Below are 24,550 nucleotides of genomic sequence, written 5' to 3' on the forward strand. Positions count from 1 at the left end.
TAAATTAATTGGTAAAAATAATGAAATGTAATATTCATAATGAAAAATATATGATTTAGTGAATTAGAAAATACATATTATTGTAATAAATGTATTAATGACATGATTGAAGAAGATATGTATTTAACATCAAATAATTGAGATTCTTTATATGAATATTATATTAATGAATTACAATTAGAAAATTTTAAAGGAGTGTAAAAATGAATCAATTAGAATTACAAAATGCAATGAAATTAATAGAAAAATTTGAAGAATTACAAGAAGAATTTAATAGTAAATATGAAGATTTAGAAATTAACATTAATGCTGATGGTGATTTAAAAATTAGTTGTGATTATTTTAATTATAAAAATGTAAATCAATTAGAACAAGTAATTATTGATTATAAAATAATTATTAAAGGTTAAAGAGAAAGTAGTGAATAAATATGGTAGCAGCACCTAAAAAGAAACCAGAATATTTAATTATTAAGCAAATTATTATTCATTTAAGATTTACTGAAAAAGATTATAAAAAATTAAAAGAAATTTATGAAGAAAAAAATATGAAAATTAATGGATTTATAAGAAGTTTAATTAAAAAAGCAATAAATAAATAAATAAATAGAAAGAGTGATAAATAATGAATAATTTATATAAAAAAATACTTAAATTACAATTAGAAATTGGTAGTACACCTAAAAATGGTTTTAATAAATTTGGAAATTATAAATATTGATTATTAAGTGATATTTTTAATAAATTTAAATTATTATGTAAAGAATTAAATATTGTTATTACACATGAAGATATATTAAAAACTGATAGAAAAATAAATTATTTAGATACTAAAGAAGTAGAAATAACTTATTTTAAAAGATATACAATTATAGATTTAGATAATGATAAATAATTAAAATATTTTGATATACTTGCTTGTGCTAAAAATACAGATATAGCAAAAGCAAAAGGTAGTGCAGAAACTTATGCTTATAGATATTTTTTAATGAATTTACTTTTATTAAGTGAAGATGAACTTGACCCAGATAATGATAATGTTAATTTAATTACAAATAATAATAAACAACAAAGTTATAGTAATAATATAAAAGTGTCTAATGAAAAATGAGAACCAAGTGAAAAACAATTAGATTATTTTGAAAAATATATGATTACAAATACAGTTTTATTTGATGAATGTATAAGAGAAGATATGGAAAGATTAAATCCAAGTAATAATAAAGATTTTTTAATATTAATGGGTGAAAATTATTTAAAAGTATTATTTGATAAATTTAAAGAAATTCGTGAAAGATTTAAGAATTTAAAAAATAATAATAAAAGTGAATATAGAAATTATGAATAATTATTTACTTTCATATGAATAATTATTTACTTTCAATTGACCCATCAATAAAAAATACTGGATTTACATTATGAGAAAATAAAAAACCAATATGAATAAATAGTTATAGTTTTAAAAATTATAATTATGATTGAGAAAAAATACAAAAACAAATAAGTTATTTAATTGATATGAATAAATATGATTTATTAATGGAACGTGGTACTTTTCATTCAAAAAATGGTATTGGTTATGAAACTCAAGAACATTTACGTGGATTTATTGCAGGAACATTTAATAAATTATTAACAAAAGATATGTTAATAAGTCCAAGTGAATGAAAGAAATGATATGAACATTATGACCCATCAATTTTTTGATTAAGACCTTGAGATAAAGAATTAAGTATATATGTTGCTGAAGAAATTATTAAAGAAAATAAATGAAATATAACAGTTAATAATCATGATGAAGCAGATAGTTTATTAATTGGTTGATATTATTTAAATAAGGAGAATAAATAATGGAATTAAAATTTGATATGGATATTTTTACAAAAAATGCAATTATTGAATCATCAGAAAATTTAAAAAAATTAAAACAATTAAACATATCAATTAATTTATGTAATTGTAAAAAGGATAATAATTAATGCAAAAACAAAAACAAGAAAAAGTATTACTTAAATGTATTGTTAAAGATTGTAATAGTAAAGTATTAGTTACTTTAAAAACTTTAGATATAGAAAGTAGTATAGAACAATTTTTTAATATGTGTTTTTTTCATAAAAAACAATTTAAAAATAAAGTTAAAGAAATAAAAGAATATTATAAAAAAGTTTAAACAAGTATAAAAAAAATAATGGTGTAGAATAAAATTATAAAACTTAATATAATTTTTTAACTCATTACTTTATTTTAAACTATATGAGATTTTTTTTAAAATAAAAAGGAAAGAGGTATAAAATTATGAAATATTTTAATCCAAGTTATTGATTTAAATTATGAGTATTAACTGCACCATTATTTAATGATAAAACACAAGGTATTAATGCTAAGTCAATTGATAATAAAAAGATTAAAGATTGAGCTAACAACAATACCACTAGTTTATAATCAATAAATGAATCAAACAGTTTTACAAATATAAGTAATTATCAAGTATATAATTTAAACGAAACAAATCAAAATATTAATCCAATTTATCAAACAGATTTAGAAACAAGTAAACATAAACATCGACATAAAAAAAGTAAAAGAATTTATACATATGTAAGAGAAAATAATCGAATAGAATATCAAACTAGTTTTCAAACTATTATTAATGAATTAGTTGATAGAGGAGTATTAACAAGAATTAGAGATCTAAATGTATTAGTTAATGCTGATTTTATTTTTAAAGATAATACTATTTTGGATTTAAATCCTGAATCAAATTATGGTTATTTTAGATTACCAGTTGCAATTCGATGACAACAAAATACACAAAGGATTGAAAATAATTTAGAATTAGTTTTAAGAACAGATAATTTATATCTTCAAGGATTTATAGTTAATAATAATTATTATCATTTTGATTTTAGAAATATCAATATGAATATGCAACCACAAGCTGTTAGAGATGGTTCAATTCCTCTTTTAGAACGAATTGAAGGAATACAAAATAATATAGTGTTAAATGGAATTAGTCCAGATTACAGGGATATGATACGTGAAAACGATGAAAATATTTATTGAAGTAATATTTTTGGTTCTTTTTTTCAATTGATAAATCGTATGGATGATAATTTTAATGAGCAAGGAATTTTGATAGAAGGTGCTTTAGGGAATTTAGCTAGATCTTTGGGTGATGTAATTTTAGTTACTGCAGAATCATTAAGATTTTGATCACTTCATACTCATATTATTCAACAATTAGTTAATAATAATCAATATATTACTTTAGGACGTAATAATCGCAATCCTATTTACAATACATTAGTTAATTGAAGTTAAGAATCTCGTACTCAATCTCTTATAATAGATTTACTTTCAACTCCAAATGATAGAAGACCTAATCCAAATTCAAATCAATAATCAAGAAATATATTGACTAAATTTGGCTATTTAAGAAGAAGAGACGATGAACATTTTGTAAATTTCTTATCAAGAATATTAATTTTGCCAATAAATCAACTTACAAATATTCTGGCACATAGCAATATTAGAATTATATTATCTTATTTTATTAAACCAAATTTAAATAATTGTAATAGAAGACAAGCAAGACAAATAACAAACAATAATTATTGACATGAAAAATTTTGTGGTTTTAAATCACAAATTGATAAAATTCAAGGAAAAATAACTACAATAAAAATTTTAGATGAAAAAGTTGGTGGTAAAGGTTTAAATTTAAAAGCAGGAGATATTTATATTGGTACAGATAATGGAGTATATTTAATTCATGGAGAAATAATTGATAAAATTGAAGAATTAAACTTTCCGGTAGAAAATATTATATTAGATAATAATGGAAACGCTTATGTAACAAATAATATGGGAATAATTTACACTTTTACTAAATATTATGGTTTTGATAATAGATGAGGTATTAGAAAAACGGGAACTATCAATACTGGAAATAAAGTAAATATTATCAAATGTATGAATGAAGAACCTGATGAAGGTAGTCATATTGTTAAAGGAGCATTGTATATTGGTACTGAAAACGGTGTTTATTTTATAAATAGTGATAAAGTGTATAATGATAATCCATATACTGAAAGATTTGATAATTTAAATTTTTCAATAAAAGATATAATTTTAGACCACAAAGGTAGTGCTTACGTTATTAACAATGCAAGAAAACTATTTCGTTTAAATTTGTTTGGATGAGGTCACACAAAAATTGATAAAGATAATTTTAAAGTAAATATTGTAAAAGCAGTAACTCATACTGATGATAAAGATCATGTAGTTAACAAAGCAATATATATTGGTACTGAAAATGGTGTTTATTTTGTAAATGGTGATCAAGTATTTAAAGATAACCCAGATATTAGTAGATTTGATAATCTAAATTTTCCAATAGTTAATATTGAACTTGATGGTCATGGTAGTGCTTTTGTAACAAATAATATAGGTGAAAAATATCATTTACATTTCATAGGATGAAGTAATGATAAAGTAGAAAAGAATAGAAAGAAAAGAGAAATATCTGTTATAGATGATTTAGAAGAAAACAATGAATTACAAAACACATTAAAATGAAATAAAAATATTACCGATTTTATTAATCATGAACAACATTTACCAATTGATAATAAAACAAATTTTGTTACAAATAATGTAACAAGTTTATAAAAATATAAATAAAAAAAGTTACCTATATGGTAACTTTTTAATTAGGTGCGAACCTAATCATATACAGAATGTATACTTACTTAAGTAAGTGGTAATGTTTAGTAATCTGTGTAACTTACAAAAATAACTATGTTTAATTAATTCTAGTAAATAAAATTAAATAACTAGAAAGAGTGAGTTACGTATGTCTAAAAAACAAAATATTAATAATAATGATCCAATATCAAAAGCAGTAGATTTATTATTAGAAAATACTGAAGATTTAACAACCGTATTTAAAGAGGGAGGTTTATATAAAGAATTAACAAAAAGATTAGTTGAAAAAATGTTGAATTCTGAAATGCAAAATTATTTAAGATATGAAAAAAATCAACATAATAATAGTGATAATGCTCGCAATGGTATAAATTCAAAAAAATTAATAAACCAACAAGGTAAAATTGAGATTAATGTACCACGAGATCGTAATAGTAATTTTGAGCCAGTAATAGTTGCAAAAAGACAAAGAAGATTTGATGGTTTTGATCAACAAGTTCTTTCATTATATGCCAAAGGCATGACTTTATCAGATATTAGAATGCAGTTACAAGAGTTATATCATGGTGCTGATATTAGTGAAAGTGTTATTAGTCAAATTACTGATGATGTTATTGATGATGTTAAAGCATGACAAAATCGGCCATTAGAAAGTGTTTATCCGATTGTTTATTTTGATTGTATAGTAGTTAAAGTACGACAAGATAAACGCATTATTAACAAATCAGTTTATATAGCATTAGGAGTTTATTTAGAAGGTAAAAAAGATTTTTTAGGTTTATGAATTAGTGAAAATGAAGGTTCTAAGTTTTGATTATCTAATTTCACAGAAATGAAAAATCGAGGCTTAAATGATATTCTTATTGCTTGTAGTGACAATTTAACAGGAATGTCAGAAGCAATACAATCAGTTTGTCCTAAAACCGAACATCAATTATGCATAGTTCATCAAATTAGAAATAGTTTAAAATATGTTTCATACAAACATAGAAAATCACTATTTACAGATTTAAAACCAATTTATAGTGCATGTAGTGAAGAACAAGCAATGCAAGTTTTAGAAACTTTTGAAAGTAAATGAAATAAACAATATCCTCAAATTGCTAAATCGTGATATAAAAATTGAGATAATTTAATGGTTTTTATTAGTTATCCTGCAGAAATCAAAAGAGTGATTTATACAACAAATGCTATTGAATCTGTTAATAGTCAATTACGAAAAGTTATTAGAAATAAAAAAGTTTTTCCAAATGATATGGAAGTTTTCAAAATATTTTACTTAGCAATTGAAAATATAACAAAAAAATGAGCAATGCCCATTCAAAATTTAAATACAGCAATTGCTCATTTTATGATAAAATTTGAAGATAGAATTAATCTAAACTAGTAAATTTGTAAAACAAAGATACACAGATTATTAAAAAGCCTCAAGTAAGTACTTTTATATTATACATTATTTAAGATTGTGGAAAAATATTATTTTATATTTTTCCTGAAAAAAAATTTACAATAATATTAAAATAAGGAGAACCGTTTTTAGAAACATTAATATTAGCATTTTTAATAACAGTATTAGATAATTTATCTTTTATTTCTTTTTCTGTAGAGTTTTCATTAAGTTTATATACATTTAAAATTTGTTTTAAATTACTATTATTATTTACAACAAAATAAACATATTTTGCTTTTTCATAAAGAGAATTTATATCATCCGGTATAGAATTTTTACCAATAATATTTTTTTTATCAATTTTAAAGAAAATAAAAGGTTTTTTTTGTAAAATGTTTCAACATTAATTTCTTTAATTTCACTAAAAAATATATCATATTTTTGTGGTAAAACATCTGGATTATTATTACAAGCAATTATACTAGCACTAGATGTACTTGATAAAATTATTGTTGTTAAAATTCTAATTAATTTTTTCATGAAATTATTCACCTACTTATCATTAATGGTTTTTATTATAGCACATTATCTAGAATTAAATACTATTTTTGAAATAGTTAATTTATATTATTTATAATATCTTATATATTGTGTTATTGGTCTTAAAATATTTTTTTCACTAAAAAGCGCAAGTTCTAATTGCATGATATTTGGAAATAATTGGACAATTAAATTAAATTCTTTATCATAAAAATCAAAAAATCCTAACATTGTATCTTTTTTATTTTCAATGATTTGTGCAACAATATAATCATCAATTTTAGATTGCATATAAGTATTTTCAATACTATATAAATTATATTCATTTCTATTAATTTCTAATCCTATTTTACCGTTACCTCAGTATCCAGCATATAATCCTTGATGATATCATTGATATGTTATTTTATTATCTTCATAATGTTTTAACTTTAATGGTTGATTGTATATTGCTAATTCTTTTAATTGTCTTGAAAAAACAAAAGTTTGAGATTTAGATGGGTTAAAGTTTTCTGTTGTAGAACAACTACTTAATTCAAGATTAAATCATTCTTCTGTTTCATATTCATAACTTAAATATACATCTATGCTTTTATAATATCTCTTTAAATCATTAAAAGTATTAATTAATAATGTAGGGTCTAAATAATCTTTAAAATTAATATTTATTTCTAATGGTTTGATTTTAGGAACTATATTTTCTACTCATGAATTATAATCTCATATTAATTTATCTTGTGTATGAGTAAATATAACTGTTTGTGGTATATTAACTTCTATACTTGGATTTTTTGGAATTATTACAATTTGTTTTGCTATATTTTGAGGACTTGGTGGTAATATTTTTGCTGGATAACTAAAAGTAGTTTCTTCACTTTCTGAATATTCATCATGATTTAATTTATACAAAGTTGTTCAATTAAAAGCATTACCAGTCAAATAACACATATTATTATAACGAAATTGTGCAACTGCTATTTCATTATAATAACCTTGATAAGTAAAAGGATTATCACTATAAAATGTATGTCTTTCTTCACCTTGATGTAATGATTGAGTTACAATTGTATCAATAATATAAGCATAATTTGAACCATCAATTACACCATTACTTGTAGGATTTAATTGACATTTAGTATCTTCATTTGTAAATGGTGAAGCAATATCTAAAAACTCAGTATCTTCTGCTAAAATATAAACTTTATTATTTTTCTTTTGTGATAAATCAACAGTTGATATTTGTTCTTTAATTTCTAATTTCTTACCAGTATTAGGGTTTCATGGATAAACACTTATTCTATCACTTAATTTCATTGTCATAGCAGTTGTTGAAAAATTAGCACCTAATAATTTACCAATAGTAAAATCATTATCATTTGTAAATACATTTAATGGAATTAAACCACCATTACCAAAAATACTTTCTAAATTACTTGTAAAAAATGCACTCATAAAACCATTAAAATATAACATTTTTTTATATTGTTGAATATTTTGAGTAATAACTCAACTACTTCATATACCTAATGTTAAAGAATTTAATAATTTACCAATTAAAGGAATATCACTTAATGCAAAAGGTAATCATTGATTACTATCATAAGGCATTTGTATTAATGGAGAAAATACAACACTATTAAAATTTAATATTGCTGACATATATTTTTGTGATATTTTACTATAATCAACAGTTGGACTTCCTATAATTAAATGTGTATCTGGGTCTTTATATTTAAAATTACTACTCATATCAACATTATAATTACCGGTTAAATTATTTATATTTCATTCACTATCTCAAAAGAATTTAGCTTCTCCTACTGATGTACCATTACTTAATCTTGCCTTATCTTTATCAAAAGAAAGCATACCTTTAAAATCTTTTGTTACAAATAAATTATCTTGAAAATTTAATGAAGTTTTTAATCATTCTGTAAAATTTTTAAAATTAGTAAATCCAGTAGGTTTAGCATCCATAATATTATAAAATGTTGTTTCTGGATGACTACTTGTTGTTATTTTATCATTTATACCAGCAAGTAAACCACAATTATTTTTAATATTAGTTGTAGATTTTTCATTATTACCAGCAATAAATAATCTTCTTGAAGCAAATACTTTACTTTCAAATATTTCTTCATTATTTTGTTGTATTGGTTCTTGACCTTGTATTATTGGTCTTCAATAATAATAACAACTTGATAATAATTCTAATCCATAACTTTGTCTATGACTATATCTTACTCCTATATCTTTCATTAAAGTACGATTTAATGTTACTTATCCTTTTTGAATAGTAGGAAAAGCATAACCACTACCCGGGCTTGCATATTGTACAAAATCAAGTGTATTTTGACCACTAGAAACTACTCTATCATTTAAACTGCTAAAAGTTAAAACTTGCATACTAAATGCACCATTATAAGGACTATAATAATTTGTTACATTTGAAATATATAATAATTGTCTATCTTGATTTTTACCACTATTACCACCAATATTTTCATTTTCATCATTAAATACACAAAAAAAATGTAAATAATCATCAATTGTAATATGTTCTTCAAACATTACTAAAGTATATTGTCTTTTAGTTTGTACTGTTTTAAATATTTGATTATTTGGTAAATTACTAAAATCAACACCACTTGTATCATCAATTAAATAAGCATTTCAATAATCACCAATTTTATATTGTTTTGTATAAAATTCATCTTGACCTGTAACTTTATGAGTTACTGGGTCAATTTTACCTTTATTTTTTTGATATATTTTTGTACTGTTTTTTCAAATAAATACAACTGGAGTATTACCAGTTAATATTAATTCATATTGATCAAAATCACTTATTTTACTATTAATTGGTTTATAACCAGTTTCAGTTAAAGGTATTGCACCATTATTTATAATAAATGGAAATATTTTTCAATGTGATTGTTTTTTAATCATTATTTGTTGCATCTTTAATCTCATGTGAGCGTGTTTCATTAATTGTATTTGTTGATGTCTGCTCATTTTCATTATCTCCTAAATCTTTATTTAATTTTTGATTTTCATTAATAATATTTTCTAATTTATTTTCAGCCATTAATTGGTCAATATTATCATATTCACCAATTGCTTCAATTATTGTCATTGTGCCATTATTTAATCTTGAATTAATAATTTGGTCTTGTACTATTTGGTCAGTCATAGCAATTGGAATAAATTTAAAACTATAAGGTCTTTCTCCAATACCATTTCATAAATTTTCACTAATAAGTAATAAATCAAATATACGATAAAAATAAGCACTATAAAATGCTATTTTTATTTCTGTAGTTTCCATATCATATTTATTATTAAACATACTTTGTGTTTTATTAGTATAAACATCATTACCATGTTCATCATAATCATAACCAGCACCATTAAATATTGCTTTAGCAGTACCATTATAATCTAATCAATATTCATTAAATTTTGGGTCACCTTGAATAATTTGCATACCACCATTACTATTTTTATCATATCCAGCACTACCAACATTAACAAACATATCTTTTTTAGGATTTTCTGCAATATTACCATTTTCTTGCATTTCTTTAACTGTTTCATTATCTAATGTAGCAAATAAAGTAGTAACATTTAATTCTCTTTCTAATCTTTTTTGTCTAATTACACGATTTAAATCTCAAATTAAATCTCATACTGGTGTACAATCTGGATAAGCATTTAAAGTAGTTGCATTACCATATAAATTTATTATTGGTAAATTTGTTATTTCAAAAATAGGTATATAATTAAATGGATTTTTAATTTCATAAATTTTTAATGGAATAATATTTGGTTTTAATTTTGTTCTTGTAGAACCTAAAATAATATCTTTATTATTATCTGTATATGTTTCATATTTAACTTTTCCATTTTGTATTGTTACTCATGTTAAAGTTGCACTATCTGCTTGTTCATTAATAAAATAAAATTCTGCTGATTGTTCTTGTTCATTATATTTAGCAACTCTACCACAAAAACTATTAGGTAATATTTTAAGTGATTTACTATTATCTTCATTAACTATAATCATAATAAATACTTTACTCATTAAACTATTTTGTAAACCAAATTTATAAAATTTTTCTAATCATTTATCTTTTAAATTCATTTCATTTAAATAATCTAATATTTCTTTTTTACTTGAATTAAATAAAAAACCTTTACCTAATCATAATTTAGTTGATTTTTGAGCAATAATCATAGGTATATCAATATATCAATTACTTTTATCACAACTTAAATATTCCATTGTATTTATCATAATTCATCACCATTAAATTTATTTTTATTAATTAATAATTTATTATTAATACCATTAATTAATCATTTCATTTCATGCATTAAAGCATACATATCACTATCTCAAGTATCATCATGTAAATCTAACATTTTAGGAGTATTATTATTACTATCTAATTTCTTTTTATCTAATCATTGCATTAAACTATATTGTCTTTTAGTTTCTGGACATTTTTCTCAATTAAAACTAATAATATTTTTAAGCATACAAATTGTTGTAAAATCAATTCTATCATTTAAATATAAAATTGATTTATCTACTGCTATAAATTTTAATCATGTTATATTACGTTTTTTAACTCAACTTTTTAAAACATCAATAAATACTAATCCACCATTACCATAATCAACATAACAAATAAAACCAAATAACATTGCTATATAACGTTTACTTTCATTTAAATAATAATTAATAATATCATTTGCTAAAGTATCAGTATCTTTATATTGCATAGTAACATTACTATGATAAAATTAACTTTCTTTATGCGCTCTTCTACTATTTTCATTTTCACCAATAAATCATAAACTTCCAGCAGTAGGATGACCACTTGAACTTGTTGCCATACCAATATCTAATCCACTAGTTAATCTTTCTACTTGAAAATCTAATTTAGTTCCTACTTTATCTAAATATCTTGCAAATATAGCACCAGTAAGAATACTAGGAACTCCATAATATCAACTTTGTGCTTTAATAGGGTCTAATACTTTTAATTCTTTTAAATCATTAATCATATCTAATGTTAAATTATGAGCATTTACTTTTCAATTTGAATAATGAAATAATTTAAATATATTATTATCAAATACTGAATTAATTTGTTCATTATTAGTTTTCATAATTTCTAAATTAAAAGGTACTATTTTATTCATATATTCAATAAAATATTGATAAATATTATCTGGATTAAAACTTTTTATTTTAATTATTTTTTTAGCATTACCTAATGCAAATGTAATTGCTTGAAATTCTTGTTGACTAAATTCATTTGCTTCTTCACATCATTCAATTGCTAAATCAAAACCTTTAATTTCACTACGAGAAAGTCCTTTTAAAGGTATTCTATCATTTGAATTACTATATACAACCATAACTCTAATAAATGATTTACTACCTTTAAAACGAAAATCTGCTTGTTTATTTGGATATTTTATACTAAAATCTTTATAATCATTTAATCCAATTGTTATTAAAGCATTATATATTTCTTTAACTAAATCATTAATATCTTTATTTAATTTTCTAAAACAATATATAGCAATTGATTTATTATTTTTAATTGAAATAGCAATTAATATTGCTAATTCTTCAGCAATAATATATGTTTTACTTGAATATCTACTTCCACTTAAATTATATTCACTATGAGTAAAATCACTTTTATTTAATAATCAATAACTAATTTCATGTAAATAAGTAAATTCTTTATTCATAATATTATTCCTGTAATTCTTCTAATTTTAAAAGTTGACCATATCTTATAGGGTCACTAACAATAGCGATTGTATCCTTCTTCATTTGTAAAGAAAGCATTATTCTACCATTAATATTATCTCAATCCAAAGTTTGAACCTCAGTATTTAACTCACCATATAAAAATTCTTTACAAATAAAAGCAAATTTTTTAATACTTGTTTGACTTTCAAAATTATAATAAATTTTATATTTAGTATTTGTTTTAAAAATATATTTAATGTGATTTATATTAACTTTTGTTCAAACTTCTTTTCATTGTGGAATAGTTGGAATTGGTTGTATTTTATTATCAACATATCTTTTATTTACAGCATCTTGTGGTTGTGTAGGGTCTCCTATATCAACAATTCTAGTATTATTTGAAGTAATAATTCTTTTTTATTTAGGTTGAATAATATTAGGAGAATTAGGGTCCATTATTCATAATGATTCACCACTACCACCATTAGCACTAATAATATCATCATCAATAGTAATATTTTTACCTGCTGTTAATTTATTTTGTTTAATAGTATCTAAATATCAACATTCTTCATCTATTTTTCTATCAACATATTCTTTAGTACTAGCATCACTTAAAAATGTAGAAGTTCCAACATCAATTATTCTTTTACCATTAACATCAATACCTTTATCATCTTTTGGTTTAATAAAATTAGGATTATCTTTATCAACTTCTCATAATGAATTGAAATGAATTCAATAGCATATTTCAAAATGAAAACGATTGTTTGAAATATATAGCGAAGTTGAAAGTAATGAAATGTATCAGGTGTGCTTCTTCTAGTTTGAATGTTTCTGATTTGAGAAGAATAAGATGTTTTATATGTCACAAACACCTTTGACATCTTGGTTTTATCTCATCTTTAGATGAATAAACACAAAGCATTGTATACCATCAACAGATGTTGCAAGGGAATTGGGTGTGACATATAAAACAGCTTGAAGAATGGGTCATGAAATCAGAACTAGAATTTGGAATCAAGATGCAGGGTTCATTGATGATGGCACAGCACAGATAGATGAAATGTATATTTCACATGTAGGTTTTATTCAACAAGGAATATCCTTGTTGAATAAAACCTTGATTTTTGGAGTTTATGAGAAAACCAGCAACAAACTAATTGTGAAAGTATTGAAAAAAAGCAGATGAGAAAAACTTTTTATGATTTGCATTGAAACACATTTCTACTGGGTGTTGTCTATTTACGTATTATTGGAAGGGATATGGAAGTTTCAAAAAATTCTATCACAAACATGAAATCGTAAATCATGAAGTTGGGTATGTGTCATCAACAGGTGTAAACACAAACCAGATTGAATCTGCATGAAAACACATCCGACGAACTTTTCGAACACACATAAAAGTTTCAAAACACAATATTCATTTATATGCAAAAGAAGCTGCATATAAATTCAATAAGATACCTAGTTTTGAAACTATAATTTTGTGTTTGATTTAGATACATGTGGGGATAATTTCCTAGATAGTTTTTTCTCAGCATTTATGTGATAAAATTTAAAAATAGTATATAAAGGGATAAAAGCCTTATCAATATCTGTTTTAATACCAGTAGTATCAATATTAACTATTGGTCTTAATAAATTTTGTGGATGACTAATAGTAATTTTAGTTCTAAAATCTAATGATTTTATATTATTATATGGTATATATGCATTTAATGGACTATCTTCACCACAATTTGAAATAAATTTATTAAATCAATTATTTTTTTGTGGTTCTATATCTTTTAATTTAAAACCTTTAATATTTGGATATTCTTTAATTTTTCTTAAACAATTAAATACTTCTGGAGGTATAAAATATGAGTCATCTGGATTAGTTTCACTATAAGTTAATCCAGCTTGACTAATTGAACCTTGACCACGTAAATAATCAACATCTTTAGTTAATAAAAATCTAACATAATGAGTAGTTGCTGTTTGAATATTATCAGTAAAATTAGTTGGTGTTATTTCTTGTCATTTTTTTGAAATAGTAAAACCACTTAAATAATCAATATTACTACTTGCTACAGATATTGCAAATCAAATTTCATTATCTGGAGTAGTAACTTTATCAAATAATAAATCATTAAAATATTTAGATGATTTAAATTCTTGAACTGTTATAAATAAAATTGGGTTTTTAATAGCCATAATAATTTACTCCTTAATGTAAAATAAAGGGTATTTAAACCCTTTAAATTTTAAATTTAGTTGCTTTTTGTTTATCTTTTTCAGTTAATTCTTTCTTTTTAGATTTTTGTAATAAAACAAAATTATCTACTTGTTCTTTATCTACATTAAAACTATCAAGTAATTTTGCAGTTGATGTAGTTTCTAATTGTAAATGAGTATTTAATTGTTTAATATTTTCTGTAATAAATTCTAATTCTTTATTACGTTTTAATTCTTTTGCTAAATTTGATTGTTTTGATTTTTTAATTAATTTGCCAAATAATAGAAATGCTAAAGTAATACATATTCCACTAGCAACTGCTCCTCATATTACTGCTGATATTAATTATATTGAAAAATTAATTTTTTATTCCTCCAATTGTATTTTATTTGAATGTTGTTTACATAAATGACATTCTTTTTTATGTTTTTTCATTGCTTTATATTGATATATTAAATAAGGACTTGTAATAATAATTGGTATAGTTATTAATAAATATTTAATTAATTTTCAATAATTACCTAATTTAGTTACTAAATTTAATCCAATATGACCAAACATAGGAAATAAAGTTAATATTAAATGGTCTTGTCAAGTAAAATTATATTGATTAGTATAATTACCTATTCCCAGTGATATTGGTATTTTAGGTATTAATCAAGGTGTTATTGTAAAAAATAATGTTATTAACATACCAATAATATGACTAGTTATTTTTAAAATATTTGATATTAAAATTTTTATTTTATCTATATGAGTACTATTTTTATTAAATCAAATCTTATTTAATCTTTTATATTCTTTATTATCTTTTGATATTGGATTAATAGTATTTCATATACCAATTGGTTTAATTGGTTTTGTTAAATCTATATCCATATAATCACCTACTTTCATGTTTTATAAAAATTAGAATTTCTTTTAATTTTTATATATTTATTTGTATGTAAAGATTTTTTTTAATAATTGTTTTCTTTCATATCTTCATTGATTACTTCCTATTTCATTTTTAGATAAAGTTTTATATTCTTTTAATTTAAAAAATCCCTTTTCTAATCTATTAATAAAATTCATAGTTTTTTGTACATTAATATTATTTGGATAAATTACACTAGTATCTTGTGAACCATAATATTTACCTTTTTTTGCTAATTCACTTTTAACATATTTTCTTAATTTACTTGGTAATCATTTTCTATTTCAAAATTTTCAAAATATAGTTCCAGCACCAGTACCATTTTTACCTTTTGCTTGTGTCATTAATATTCATATTTCTTGTGGAAATGTCGGATAAGTATAAGGACCATATCATATTTGTTTTTTATCATTATCACTTTGAAATAATGTTGTTAAAGTTCCAATTTTTAAATTTTTATTATCAACAATAAATCTTCCTTTTTTAAATCATGAACTTGATAATACTTCTCATGCATTATCTGGTATTTCTTCTTCATTTTCTTTAAATAAATTATTAAATTTATTTACATAATTTTTAACTGTTCTAATTTCTGTTGGAATAATAGATTTTTTAAAACTATTTATTGGATTTTTAAATTTATTAATTTCATGTTGAAGTATACTTAATTCACTTGTTTTTAATATAGTTATTAATTTTTTAAGTATATTTTGATTTAAAAATGAATAAGGTTGATGTATTTCATTTTCATTAACATTTTCACTATCAAATACTTCTTTTAATGATTGATTTTTATAATAATTTTTTAAAGCATTTATTAATGCTAATTTAATATAATTACTTGCTAATGCATAATATATTCATTCAATAATTAAAGGAAACATTATAAACTCATATGATTATAATCTCAAGTTAATGAACCATTATCATCATTTAATGGTACTTCCCTCATATTATCACTACCATATTGAGTATTTGTTTCACTATTAATTGAAAATCTATTATAGTTGATTAACTGTGCTGTTTCATTTGTAAAACTTGTTTCTTGCATTTCTACATCAAATTTTCTGAGGCTTTTTAATAATCTGTGTATCTTTGTTTTACAAAGTTACTAGTTTAGATTAATTCTATCTTCAAATTTTATCATAAAATGAGCAATTGCTGTATTTCAATTTTGAATGGGCATTGTTCATTTTTTTGTTATATTTTCAATTGCTAAGTAAAATATTTTAAAAACTGCCATATCATTTGGAAAAACTTTTTTATTTCTAATAACTTTTCGTAATTGACTATTAACAGATTCAATAGCATTTGTTGTATAAATAACTCTTTTGATTTCTGCAGGATAACTAATAAAAACCATTAAATTATCTCAATTTTTATATCACGATTTAGCAATTTGAGGATATTGTTTATTTCATTTACTTTCAAAAGTTTCTAAATCTTGCATTGCTTGTTCTTCACTACATGCACTATAAATTGGTTTTAAATCTGTAACTAGTGATTTTCTATGTTTGTATGAAACATATTTTAAACTATTTCTAATTTGATGAACTATGCATAATTGATGTTCGGTTTTAGGATAAACTGATTGTATTGCTTCTGACATTCCTGTTAAATTGTCACTACAAGCAATAAGAATATCATTTAAGCCTCGATTTTTCATTTTTGTGAAATTAGATAATCAAAACTTAGAACCTTCATTTTCACTAATTCATAAACCTAAAAAATCTTTTTTACCTTCTAAATCAACTCCTAATGCTATATAAACTGATTTGTTAATAATGCGTTTATCTTGTCGTACTTTAACTACTATACAATCAAAATAAACAATCGGATAAACACTTTTTAATGGCCTATTTTGTCATGCTTTAACATCATCAATAACATCATCAGTAATTTGACTAATAACACTTTCACTAATATCAGCACCATGATATAACTCTTGTAACTGCATTCTAATATCTGATAAAGTCATGACTTTGACATATAATGAAAGAACTTGTTGATCAAAACCATCAAATCTTTTTTGTCTTTTTGCAACTATTACTGGCTCAAAATTACTATTACGATCTCGTGGTACATTAATCTCAATTTTACCTTGTTGGGTTATTAATTTTTTTGAATTTATACCATTGCGAGCATTATCACTATTATTATGTTGATTTTTTTCATATCCTAAATAATTTTGCATTTCAGAATTCAACATTTTTTCAACTAATCTTTTTGTTAATTCTTTATATAAACCTCCCTCTTTAAATACGGTTGTTAAATCCTCAGTATTTTCTGATAATAAATCTACTGCTTTTGATATTGGATCATTATTATTAATATTTTGTTTTTTAGACATACGTAACTCACTCTTTCTAGTTATTTAATTTTATTTACTAGAATTAATTAAACATAGTTATTTTTGTAAGTTACACAGATTACTAAACATTACCGTTATTTTACTTAAATTTGTTTTTATTCATGTTTTCATATTTTTTTTACTCCTTTATTATAAATAATTTACTAACAATTCTACATTATCAATTTCATTATCATTTTTTAATTCTTTTTTAATTTCTTCTAACCATTCAGGTGCTAACTCATATTCAAGTTCATCTGCATGTTATTTACATAAAAAAACATTGGTTACTTTTTTTTCGTCAACTCTTAATTGAATAATATTATCTGATACAATATTGCATCTTTTTCTTTGACAAATTACATCCTCATCAAAATTATCATTCATCATTTTAAATTGTTTTTGCTTATTTTTTACTTTTTTTCAAACTTTGCTTCTTTTTTTACTCATAAATTCTCTTTTTTTCTTTGATTTTACTTATAAATTGTACTATTTTTGATTATTTTTACAAGTATGCTTTTAAATACAAAATAACGCCTAAATTAAAGGCGTTATTTTATGACACTTATACTATTATTTGTATTGAAATTGTTTATTATATTTTAAAAATATTTACAATAAATTTAGATTTTTAAAAAATAGTTAGGAGAATAATATGGATTTTAATTATAAATGAACTTATAAAGAACAATATCCTAAAATTGATAATTTAATTCTAGAACATATAACAAAGAAATGAGAAAAATGAGATTAAAGAATAAAAAATACAAGAGATAAAAAGAAATATCAAATTGTTGATTACCAATATCAAACAAGAAAAACATTATATGGAATGGTAACATATAAAAGAAGAATTTATGAATATTTTGATGAAAAATTACAAAAATGAATTCGTGTTTGTTTAGTTGATGAAATATTACAATTACCAAAATATAAAAGAATTGGTGAAGATATTGAAGATACTATTATTGAAAATTTTGCAGATGGCAAAAGATATCGTGATATTTGTGCTATTTGTAAAAAAGCAGGTATTAGTGTTAGTAGTGTTCATAGAGTTTTTTAAAAATTTCGAAATACTTGAAGCAAACCCAGTTAAAGTAAAATTAGAAAAAAATCAACGTATTTTTGTAGCGATTGATGATGGTCATCGAAAATTTTGAAATTTTAAACGTAAAGGTATAAAACATTCTATGAGATTAATAGTAACATATACAGATAATATTAATCATAAAGTACAAAATAAAAGAGTAAAAGCAATTATTAGACTAACAAAAACAAAAATTGGAGTTCAAAAGACTGCTGAATTTGTTAAAGAGCATTGTCAAAAATTTTATGAAAATATTGAGCAAGACAAAATTATTATTTGTGGTGTTAGTGCAGGCTGAATTAAAGATGTAGCAGATTATTTAGGTGCAAAGTTTGTTTTAGATAAATTTCATTTAATTAGAACATTATATCTTGGAATCATGGCTGGAAATAAAGGAAAATATTTAAAAGAATATAATCACTGTAAAAATTTAATTAATAATGGTCAATATGAACAATTAATTGATTATTTATATAACCAATTAGATAATCATAAAAAATTAAAGAAACAGTATTTTAAAAATAATAAACAAGGTATTGAAAATCAAGGTGCAAAATGAAATATAGGTTGTTTTACTGAAACAAATATTTGACATGTTTTAAAAGAAATGCTTGGTAATAGAACATATAATATTTTAATTTATATTAAAATGGTTATTTTTAAATGTAATAAGATAAATTTAGAAACATAATTTAATGAATGTAATAATTACTTATTATTTCACAATTTGCAATAGCATCTCAAAAATTATTATTTTTTATTTTTCTTTTTAAACCAATAATTAAAAATGTTAATGACAAAATTGTAGAAATAAAAATTGGAATTACAATTGTAAAAAAAATAATTACAATTTTTAACCATAATAAAGAATAATTATAATAATTATGAATAATATAATAACTTCCAAAATTATTAAGGCAAATATTGTTATTAGTTAATATGTAATATCAACTATATTTACTTCATAAATTAAATCCATTATATTCATATATTAAAGGTTTTGTCTTTTTAAATAAATAATTATTTTTAATAGTTACTACTTCTTTTCCATGAAATAAACTTAGTAATAATAATCCAGTAATCATAATTAAAATAGTTAAAACAAATATTAATACAGTTAATAACTGTAATTTTTTAAGTTTCATTTTTAAATTCTCCTTAATTGACTTTAAAATTTTAGCACTTACTAAATTTAATTAGGATTTTATCCCTTTATGTACTATTTTTAAATTTTATCACATAAATGCTGAGAAAAGCCTATCTAGGAAATTATCCCCGCATGTATCTAAATCAAACACAAAATTATAGTTTCAAAACTAGGTATCTTATTGAATTTATATGCAGCTTCTTTTGCATATAAATGAATATTGTGTTTTGAAACTTTTATGTGCGTTCAGAAAGTTCGTCGGATGTGTTTTCATGCAGATTCAATCTGGTTTGTGTTTACACCTGTTGATGACACATACCCAACTTCATGATTTACGATTTCATGTTTGTGATAGAAGTTTTTTGAAACTTCCATATTCCTTCCAAGAATCCGTAAACAGACAACACCCAGTAGAAATGTGTTTCAATGCAAATCATAAAAGATTTTTCTCATCTGCTTTTTTCAATACTTTCACAATTAGTTTGTTGCTGGTTTTATCATAAACTCCAACAATCAAGGTTTTATTCAACAAGGATCTTCCTTGTTTTTTAAAACCTACATGTGAAAGATACATTTCATTCATCTGTGCTGTGCCATCATCAATGAACCCTGCATCTTGATTCCAAATTCTAGTTCTGATTTCATGATTCATTCTTCAAGCTGTTTTATATGTCACACCCAATTCCCTTGCAACATCTGTTGATGGTATACCATACTTTGTGTTTATTCATCTAAAGATGAGATAAAACCAAGATGTCAAAGGTGTTTGTGACTTGTGAAAAATGGTGACTGTGAGAATGCTAAATGTTTGATGACATTTCAAACATCTTATTCTTTTTAAATCAGAAACATTCAAACTAGAAGAAGCACACCTGATACATTTCATTACTTTCAACTTCGCTATATATTTCAAACAATCGTTTTCATTTTGAAATATGCTATTGAATTCATTTCAATTCATTTTTTCCTCCACGCTAGTAAATGTGGGGATAATTTCCTTTAATTATAAGTATTTTAGTTGCAATATTTTAAAAAAAATTATATTATTTAAGTACAATTTCATAAAAATCCAAATTATTTCTTGTCTAACATAATAATAAGACTATATATAAAATAATTTATTCCGGATTTTTGACAATCTACCATATAATTTTTATGTATCAAAAAAATATTATTTTTAATAAATAGCAAAATATATATAATAAAAGTTTAAATAAAATTAAAGTTAATTTTATTTAGGGAATAAAAGACATGAATAATAGTTTAAGTATAGTTAATAAACAAACTAAAAAAAGTAAAAAACGAATATCTCAACAAACATGATATCAAAAAAATAAAAAAAAGAAAAAAATATGACCAAAAAAGATATCAACTTATTAAAAAGCAACAACAAAAATATGCACAAAGACCCGAACTAAAAGAAAAAAAACAAGAATATAATCAAAAGTGACAGCAAAAAAATAAAGAAAAAATGAAATAATATAAGCAAAAACCCGAAGTAAAAGCAAGAATAAAAGAATATAATCAAAAGTGACAGCAAAAAAATAAAGAAAAAATGAAAGAATATAAGCAAAAACCCGAAGTAAAAGCAAGAATAAAAGAATATAATCAAAAACCTGAAGTAAAAGCAAAAAAGAAAAAAATATGACCAAAAAAGATATCAACTTATTAAAAAGCAACAACAAAAATATGAACAAAGACCCGAACTAAAAGCAAAAAAAACAAAGAGAATTTCAATATAATCATGTTTCTAGTTCAAAACAAATTTTTGATTTAAGTAATTTTAATTGTGATGATGTATATGATGAACAGGTTATAAAAAATGTATTAAATAATTTAGAATTAGATCAATTAAATTTATTAGATAAAACTATTGAACAATTGTTAGTTAGTGAAAAAATAGCAAAACAAAATGTTGAATGAAATAAAAGTATTGTAGTTACAAGTAACTTTGATAGTGATATTTATGATTATAATTTGAGGCTTTTTAATAATCTGTGTATCTTTGTTTTACAAATTTACTAGTTTAGATTAATTCTATATTCAAATTTTATCATAAAATGAGCAATTGCTGTATTTCAATTTTGAATGGGCATTGTTCATTTTTTTGTTATATTTTCAATTGCTAAGTAAAATATTTTGAAAACTGCCATATCATTTGGAAAAACTTTTTTATTTATAATAACTTTTCGTAATTGACTATTAACAGATTCAATAGCATTTGTTGTATAAATCACTCTTTTGATTTCTGCAGGATAACTAATAAAAACCATTAAATTATCTCAATTTTTATATCACGATTTAGCAATTTGAGGATATTGTTTATTTCATTTACTTTCAAAAGTTTCTAAATCTTGCATTGATTGTTCTTCACTACATGCACTATAAATTGGTTTTAAATCTGTAACTAGTGATTTTCTATGTTTGTATGAAACATATTTTAAACTATTTCTAATTTGATGAACTATGCATAATTGATGTTCGGTTTTAGGATAAACTGATTGTATTGCTTCTGACATTCCTGTTAAATTGTAACTACAAGCAATAAGAATATTATTTAAGCCTCGATTTTTCATTTCTGTGAAATTAGATAATCAAAACTTAGAACCTTCATTTTCACTAATTCATAAACCTAAAACATCTTTTTTACCTTCTAAATCAACACCTAATGCTATATAAACTGATTTGTTAATAATGCGTTTATCTTGTCGTACTTTAACTACTATACAATCAAAATAAACAATCGGATAAACACTTTCTAATGGCCGATTTTGTCATGCTTTAACATCATCAATAACATCATCAGTAATTTGACTAATAACACTTTCACTAATATCAGCACCATGATATAACTCTTGTAACTGCATTCTAATATCTGATAAAGTCATGCCTTTGACATATAATGAAAGAACTTGTTGATCAAAACCATCAAATCTTCTTTGTCTTTTTGCAACTATTACTGGCTCAAAATTACTATTACGATCTCGTGGTACATTAATCTCAATTTTACCTTGTTGGGTTATTAATTTTTTTGAATTTATACCATTGCGAGCATTATCACTATTATTATGTTGATTTTTTTCATATCCTAAATAATTTTGCATTTCATAATTCAACATTTTTTCAACTAATCTTTTTGTTAATTCTTTATATAAACCTCCCTCTTTAAATACGGTTGTTAAATCCTCAGTATTTTCTAATAATAAATCTACTGCTTTTGATATTGGATCATTATTATTAATATTTTGTTTTTTAGAAATACGTAACTCACTCTTTCTAGTTATTTAATTTTATTTACTAGAATTAATTAAACATAGTTATTTTTGTAAGTTACACAGATTACTAAACATTACCTATAATTTATCAACCGGACTTACTCCTTAATTAATTTTAATTATTAATATATTTTAAATTTAAATTAAGAATTTTTAATTAAAAAAATAATAGTGAGTATAAGAAAAAAATGATAAATATTATGACACTTGTTGCAAAATTTTTAATTAAATTTAATATTAATAACATTTAAAATTAGTAAAGCTAATTCATATACGTTTATTATTGTGAATAATAATCATCAATAAATGGAATTCTTCAAAAAATTTCTGGATGATAAGTATAAGATATAAGAAATGCTAACAATCCTACACCAATAATAAAGAAAAATATATCTTTAAAATCAATATGGTATTGACGAAAACGTGTTCTTTTACCTTGTGGATCATAACCCCTTGAATCCATAGCGTACGCTAAATCTTCTGCTTTTTGAAATGAAGAAACTAATAAGGGAATAATTAATGATACTAACGATTTAACTTTTTCTTTAAAATGACCATTTTTTAAATCTACACCACGTGATGCTTGCGCTTTTAAAATTCTACCGGCTTCATCTAATAATGTAGGAATTGAACGAAGAGCAATAGAAATAATCATTGAAATAATATGTACTGGAAATTTAATTAATTTTAATGGTAACATTAAATCTTCTAATGCTAATGTTAAATCTAATGGTTGTGTTGTGGTTGTTAAAATTGTTGTAATTAAAATCATTAAATAAATTCTAAGAGCAATATAAATACTAACAAATATAGCTTTATATGATACCTTAATACCGTGCCAACGTCAAATCATTCCAACATTAGGGCCATCAGTTAAAAAACAGTTAATTATAAATAAAATAAATGCCATAAATAAAATGGGGCGCATTAATTTTAATAACATCATAAAAGGTAATTTTGCACAAAAGAAAATTGTTATAACAGTAAAACCAATAAGAGCGTAACCTTCAAAACCAGTATGAAAAAAAAGTGAAGCAATTAAACAAATTAAAACTAGTAATTTAATTCTTGGATCTACACGATGAATAATTGAATTTAAAGGTAAATAACGACCAAAACTAACTTTCATTATTTATTACTCC

At 22.6% G+C, this 24,550-nt stretch carries 35 protein-coding genes; 18 read left to right on the forward strand and 17 right to left on the reverse strand.

What is annotated here, in order from left to right; all coding sequences use genetic code 4:
* Positions 1 to 39: 39 nt before the first annotated feature.
* The 12 genes from AC6I4F_RS08310 (at position 40) to AC6I4F_RS08365 (ending at position 6,093) form a co-directional block, all read left to right on the forward strand.
* The gene (locus AC6I4F_RS08310; RefSeq protein WP_497873559.1) at positions 40 to 201 is read left to right on the forward strand and encodes a hypothetical protein; all 162 of its coding nucleotides are present in this window, start codon (positions 40 to 42) and stop codon (positions 199 to 201) included.
* Positions 202 to 203: 2 nt separating this feature from the next.
* Positions 204 to 410 (forward strand): hypothetical protein, encoded by a 207-nt coding sequence (locus tag AC6I4F_RS08315; RefSeq protein WP_497873560.1) that lies wholly within the window; start codon positions 204 to 206, stop codon positions 408 to 410.
* Between the two features lie 20 nt (positions 411 to 430).
* Positions 431 to 601, forward strand: coding sequence for a hypothetical protein (locus AC6I4F_RS08320; protein ID WP_497873561.1), 171 nt, complete (start codon positions 431 to 433; stop codon positions 599 to 601).
* Positions 602 to 624: 23 nt separating this feature from the next.
* Positions 625 to 894, forward strand: coding sequence for an ERF family protein (locus AC6I4F_RS08325; RefSeq protein ID WP_497873562.1), 270 nt, complete (start codon positions 625 to 627; stop codon positions 892 to 894).
* A gap of 42 nt (positions 895 to 936) precedes the next feature.
* Positions 937 to 1,347: an ERF family protein gene (locus AC6I4F_RS08330; RefSeq protein ID WP_497874689.1), complete on the forward strand. Its 411-nt coding sequence runs from the start codon at positions 937 to 939 to the stop codon at positions 1,345 to 1,347.
* 14 nt (positions 1,348 to 1,361) lie between these two features.
* Positions 1,362 to 1,850 (forward strand): RuvC family protein, encoded by a 489-nt coding sequence (locus AC6I4F_RS08335; RefSeq protein WP_497873563.1) that lies wholly within the window; start codon positions 1,362 to 1,364, stop codon positions 1,848 to 1,850.
* Positions 1,850 to 1,978 (forward strand): hypothetical protein, encoded by a 129-nt coding sequence (locus AC6I4F_RS08340; RefSeq protein WP_497873564.1) that lies wholly within the window; start codon positions 1,850 to 1,852, stop codon positions 1,976 to 1,978. Before AC6I4F_RS08335 ends, AC6I4F_RS08340 begins: the two co-directional genes overlap by 1 nt.
* A complete protein-coding gene (locus AC6I4F_RS08345; RefSeq protein ID WP_497873565.1) occupies positions 1,978 to 2,169 on the forward strand; it encodes a hypothetical protein in 192 nt (63 codons plus the stop codon). Before AC6I4F_RS08340 ends, AC6I4F_RS08345 begins: the two co-directional genes overlap by 1 nt.
* Before the next feature lie 125 nt (positions 2,170 to 2,294).
* On the forward strand, positions 2,295 to 2,441 hold the full coding sequence (locus AC6I4F_RS08350; RefSeq protein WP_497873566.1) for a hypothetical protein: 147 nt from the start codon (positions 2,295 to 2,297) through the stop codon (positions 2,439 to 2,441).
* 297 nt (positions 2,442 to 2,738) lie between these two features.
* On the forward strand, positions 2,739 to 3,320 hold the full coding sequence (locus tag AC6I4F_RS08355) for a hypothetical protein (protein ID WP_497873567.1): 582 nt from the start codon (positions 2,739 to 2,741) through the stop codon (positions 3,318 to 3,320).
* 93 nt (positions 3,321 to 3,413) lie between these two features.
* Positions 3,414 to 4,670, forward strand: a complete 1,257-nt coding sequence (locus AC6I4F_RS08360; RefSeq protein ID WP_497873568.1) for a hypothetical protein — start codon at positions 3,414 to 3,416, stop codon at positions 4,668 to 4,670.
* A gap of 184 nt (positions 4,671 to 4,854) precedes the next feature.
* Positions 4,855 to 6,093: an IS256 family transposase gene (locus AC6I4F_RS08365; RefSeq protein ID WP_497873569.1), complete on the forward strand. Its 1,239-nt coding sequence runs from the start codon at positions 4,855 to 4,857 to the stop codon at positions 6,091 to 6,093.
* Positions 6,094 to 6,408: 315 nt separating this feature from the next.
* Here the strand turns inward: AC6I4F_RS08365 and AC6I4F_RS08370 are convergent, their stop codons facing one another.
* The 7 genes from AC6I4F_RS08370 to AC6I4F_RS08400 form a co-directional block, all read right to left on the reverse strand.
* Positions 6,409 to 6,636 carry a hypothetical protein gene (locus AC6I4F_RS08370; RefSeq protein WP_497873570.1) on the reverse strand — a complete coding sequence of 76 codons (228 nt, stop codon included), beginning with the start codon at positions 6,634 to 6,636 and terminating at the stop codon, positions 6,409 to 6,411.
* Between the two features lie 87 nt (positions 6,637 to 6,723).
* Positions 6,724 to 8,895, reverse strand: coding sequence for a hypothetical protein (locus tag AC6I4F_RS08375; protein WP_497873571.1), 2,172 nt, complete (start codon positions 8,893 to 8,895; stop codon positions 6,724 to 6,726).
* A gap of 21 nt (positions 8,896 to 8,916) precedes the next feature.
* The gene (locus AC6I4F_RS08380) at positions 8,917 to 9,597 is read right to left on the reverse strand and encodes a hypothetical protein (protein ID WP_497873572.1); all 681 of its coding nucleotides are present in this window, start codon (positions 9,595 to 9,597) and stop codon (positions 8,917 to 8,919) included.
* On the reverse strand, positions 9,578 to 10,933 hold the full coding sequence (locus tag AC6I4F_RS08385) for a hypothetical protein (protein WP_497873573.1): 1,356 nt from the start codon (positions 10,931 to 10,933) through the stop codon (positions 9,578 to 9,580). Before AC6I4F_RS08385 ends, AC6I4F_RS08380 begins: the two co-directional genes overlap by 20 nt.
* A complete protein-coding gene (locus tag AC6I4F_RS08390) occupies positions 10,927 to 11,424 on the reverse strand; it encodes a hypothetical protein (RefSeq protein ID WP_497873574.1) in 498 nt (165 codons plus the stop codon). Before AC6I4F_RS08390 ends, AC6I4F_RS08385 begins: the two co-directional genes overlap by 7 nt.
* Positions 11,425 to 11,445: 21 nt before the next feature.
* Positions 11,446 to 12,408, reverse strand: a complete 963-nt coding sequence (locus AC6I4F_RS08395) for a phage terminase large subunit (protein WP_497873575.1) — start codon at positions 12,406 to 12,408, stop codon at positions 11,446 to 11,448.
* A 4-nt stretch (positions 12,409 to 12,412) separates the two neighbouring features.
* Positions 12,413 to 12,538, reverse strand: coding sequence for a hypothetical protein (locus tag AC6I4F_RS08400; RefSeq protein ID WP_497873576.1), 126 nt, complete (start codon positions 12,536 to 12,538; stop codon positions 12,413 to 12,415).
* A 130-nt stretch (positions 12,539 to 12,668) separates the two neighbouring features.
* Between AC6I4F_RS08400 and AC6I4F_RS08405 the strand changes: the two genes are divergently transcribed.
* From AC6I4F_RS08405 to AC6I4F_RS08415, 3 genes are all read left to right on the forward strand, one after another.
* Complete coding sequence (locus AC6I4F_RS08405; RefSeq protein WP_497873577.1) at positions 12,669 to 13,157, forward strand: hypothetical protein; 489 nt, start codon at positions 12,669 to 12,671, stop codon at positions 13,155 to 13,157.
* Positions 13,135 to 13,329, forward strand: coding sequence for a hypothetical protein (locus AC6I4F_RS08410; protein WP_497873578.1), 195 nt, complete (start codon positions 13,135 to 13,137; stop codon positions 13,327 to 13,329). Before AC6I4F_RS08405 ends, AC6I4F_RS08410 begins: the two co-directional genes overlap by 23 nt.
* 297 nt (positions 13,330 to 13,626) lie before the next feature.
* On the forward strand, positions 13,627 to 13,914 hold the full coding sequence (locus AC6I4F_RS08415; RefSeq protein WP_497873579.1) for a transposase: 288 nt from the start codon (positions 13,627 to 13,629) through the stop codon (positions 13,912 to 13,914).
* On the opposite strand, the gene AC6I4F_RS08420 is transcribed toward AC6I4F_RS08415, so the two are convergent.
* From AC6I4F_RS08420 to AC6I4F_RS08445, 6 genes are all read right to left on the reverse strand, one after another.
* Positions 13,892 to 14,611 (reverse strand): hypothetical protein, encoded by a 720-nt coding sequence (locus AC6I4F_RS08420; protein ID WP_497873580.1) that lies wholly within the window; start codon positions 14,609 to 14,611, stop codon positions 13,892 to 13,894. The two genes, AC6I4F_RS08415 and AC6I4F_RS08420, sit on opposite strands and share 23 nt — an antisense overlap.
* Positions 14,612 to 14,999: 388 nt before the next feature.
* Positions 15,000 to 15,512 carry a hypothetical protein gene (locus AC6I4F_RS08425; RefSeq protein WP_497873581.1) on the reverse strand — a complete coding sequence of 171 codons (513 nt, stop codon included), beginning with the start codon at positions 15,510 to 15,512 and terminating at the stop codon, positions 15,000 to 15,002.
* A 57-nt stretch (positions 15,513 to 15,569) separates the two neighbouring features.
* On the reverse strand, positions 15,570 to 16,433 hold the full coding sequence (locus tag AC6I4F_RS08430; RefSeq protein WP_497873582.1) for a hypothetical protein: 864 nt from the start codon (positions 16,431 to 16,433) through the stop codon (positions 15,570 to 15,572).
* The gene (locus AC6I4F_RS08435) at positions 16,433 to 16,600 is read right to left on the reverse strand and encodes a hypothetical protein (RefSeq protein ID WP_497873583.1); all 168 of its coding nucleotides are present in this window, start codon (positions 16,598 to 16,600) and stop codon (positions 16,433 to 16,435) included. Before AC6I4F_RS08435 ends, AC6I4F_RS08430 begins: the two co-directional genes overlap by 1 nt.
* Before the next feature lie 60 nt (positions 16,601 to 16,660).
* On the reverse strand, positions 16,661 to 17,899 hold the full coding sequence (locus AC6I4F_RS08440) for an IS256 family transposase (RefSeq protein ID WP_497873584.1): 1,239 nt from the start codon (positions 17,897 to 17,899) through the stop codon (positions 16,661 to 16,663).
* 264 nt (positions 17,900 to 18,163) lie between these two features.
* Positions 18,164 to 18,349, reverse strand: a complete 186-nt coding sequence (locus tag AC6I4F_RS08445) for a hypothetical protein (protein ID WP_497873585.1) — start codon at positions 18,347 to 18,349, stop codon at positions 18,164 to 18,166.
* 307 nt (positions 18,350 to 18,656) lie between these two features.
* Between AC6I4F_RS08445 and AC6I4F_RS08450 the strand changes: the two genes are divergently transcribed.
* Both AC6I4F_RS08450 and AC6I4F_RS08455 read left to right on the forward strand, forming a co-directional pair.
* Positions 18,657 to 18,962: a UPF0236 family transposase-like protein gene (locus AC6I4F_RS08450; RefSeq protein ID WP_497874690.1), complete on the forward strand. Its 306-nt coding sequence runs from the start codon at positions 18,657 to 18,659 to the stop codon at positions 18,960 to 18,962.
* Positions 18,943 to 19,677, forward strand: a complete 735-nt coding sequence (locus AC6I4F_RS08455; protein ID WP_497874798.1) for an Mbov_0401 family ICE element transposase-like protein — start codon at positions 18,943 to 18,945, stop codon at positions 19,675 to 19,677. Before AC6I4F_RS08450 ends, AC6I4F_RS08455 begins: the two co-directional genes overlap by 20 nt.
* Position 19,678: 1 nt before the next feature.
* On the opposite strand, the gene AC6I4F_RS08460 is transcribed toward AC6I4F_RS08455, so the two are convergent.
* Together AC6I4F_RS08460 and AC6I4F_RS08465 are read right to left on the reverse strand one after the other, a co-directional pair.
* The gene (locus AC6I4F_RS08460) at positions 19,679 to 20,131 is read right to left on the reverse strand and encodes a hypothetical protein (protein WP_497873587.1); all 453 of its coding nucleotides are present in this window, start codon (positions 20,129 to 20,131) and stop codon (positions 19,679 to 19,681) included.
* A 189-nt stretch (positions 20,132 to 20,320) separates the two neighbouring features.
* Positions 20,321 to 21,094, reverse strand: a complete 774-nt coding sequence (locus AC6I4F_RS08465; protein WP_497873588.1) for a hypothetical protein — start codon at positions 21,092 to 21,094, stop codon at positions 20,321 to 20,323.
* 290 nt (positions 21,095 to 21,384) lie between these two features.
* Here AC6I4F_RS08465 and AC6I4F_RS08470 point away from each other — a divergent pair, with 290 nt between their 5' ends.
* Entirely contained in the window at positions 21,385 to 21,513 is a 129-nt protein-coding gene (locus tag AC6I4F_RS08470) for a hypothetical protein (RefSeq protein ID WP_497873589.1), read from the forward strand.
* 641 nt (positions 21,514 to 22,154) lie between these two features.
* Here the strand turns inward: AC6I4F_RS08470 and AC6I4F_RS08475 are convergent.
* Entirely contained in the window at positions 22,155 to 23,375 is a 1,221-nt protein-coding gene (locus tag AC6I4F_RS08475; protein WP_497874691.1) for an IS256 family transposase, read from the reverse strand.
* Positions 23,376 to 23,688: 313 nt separating this feature from the next.
* Entirely contained in the window at positions 23,689 to 24,537 is an 849-nt protein-coding gene (locus AC6I4F_RS08480) for an energy-coupling factor transporter transmembrane component T family protein (RefSeq protein WP_281748540.1), read from the reverse strand.
* Positions 24,538 to 24,550: the final 13 nt, after the last annotated feature.

Source organism: Spiroplasma ixodetis, assembly GCF_059729505.1.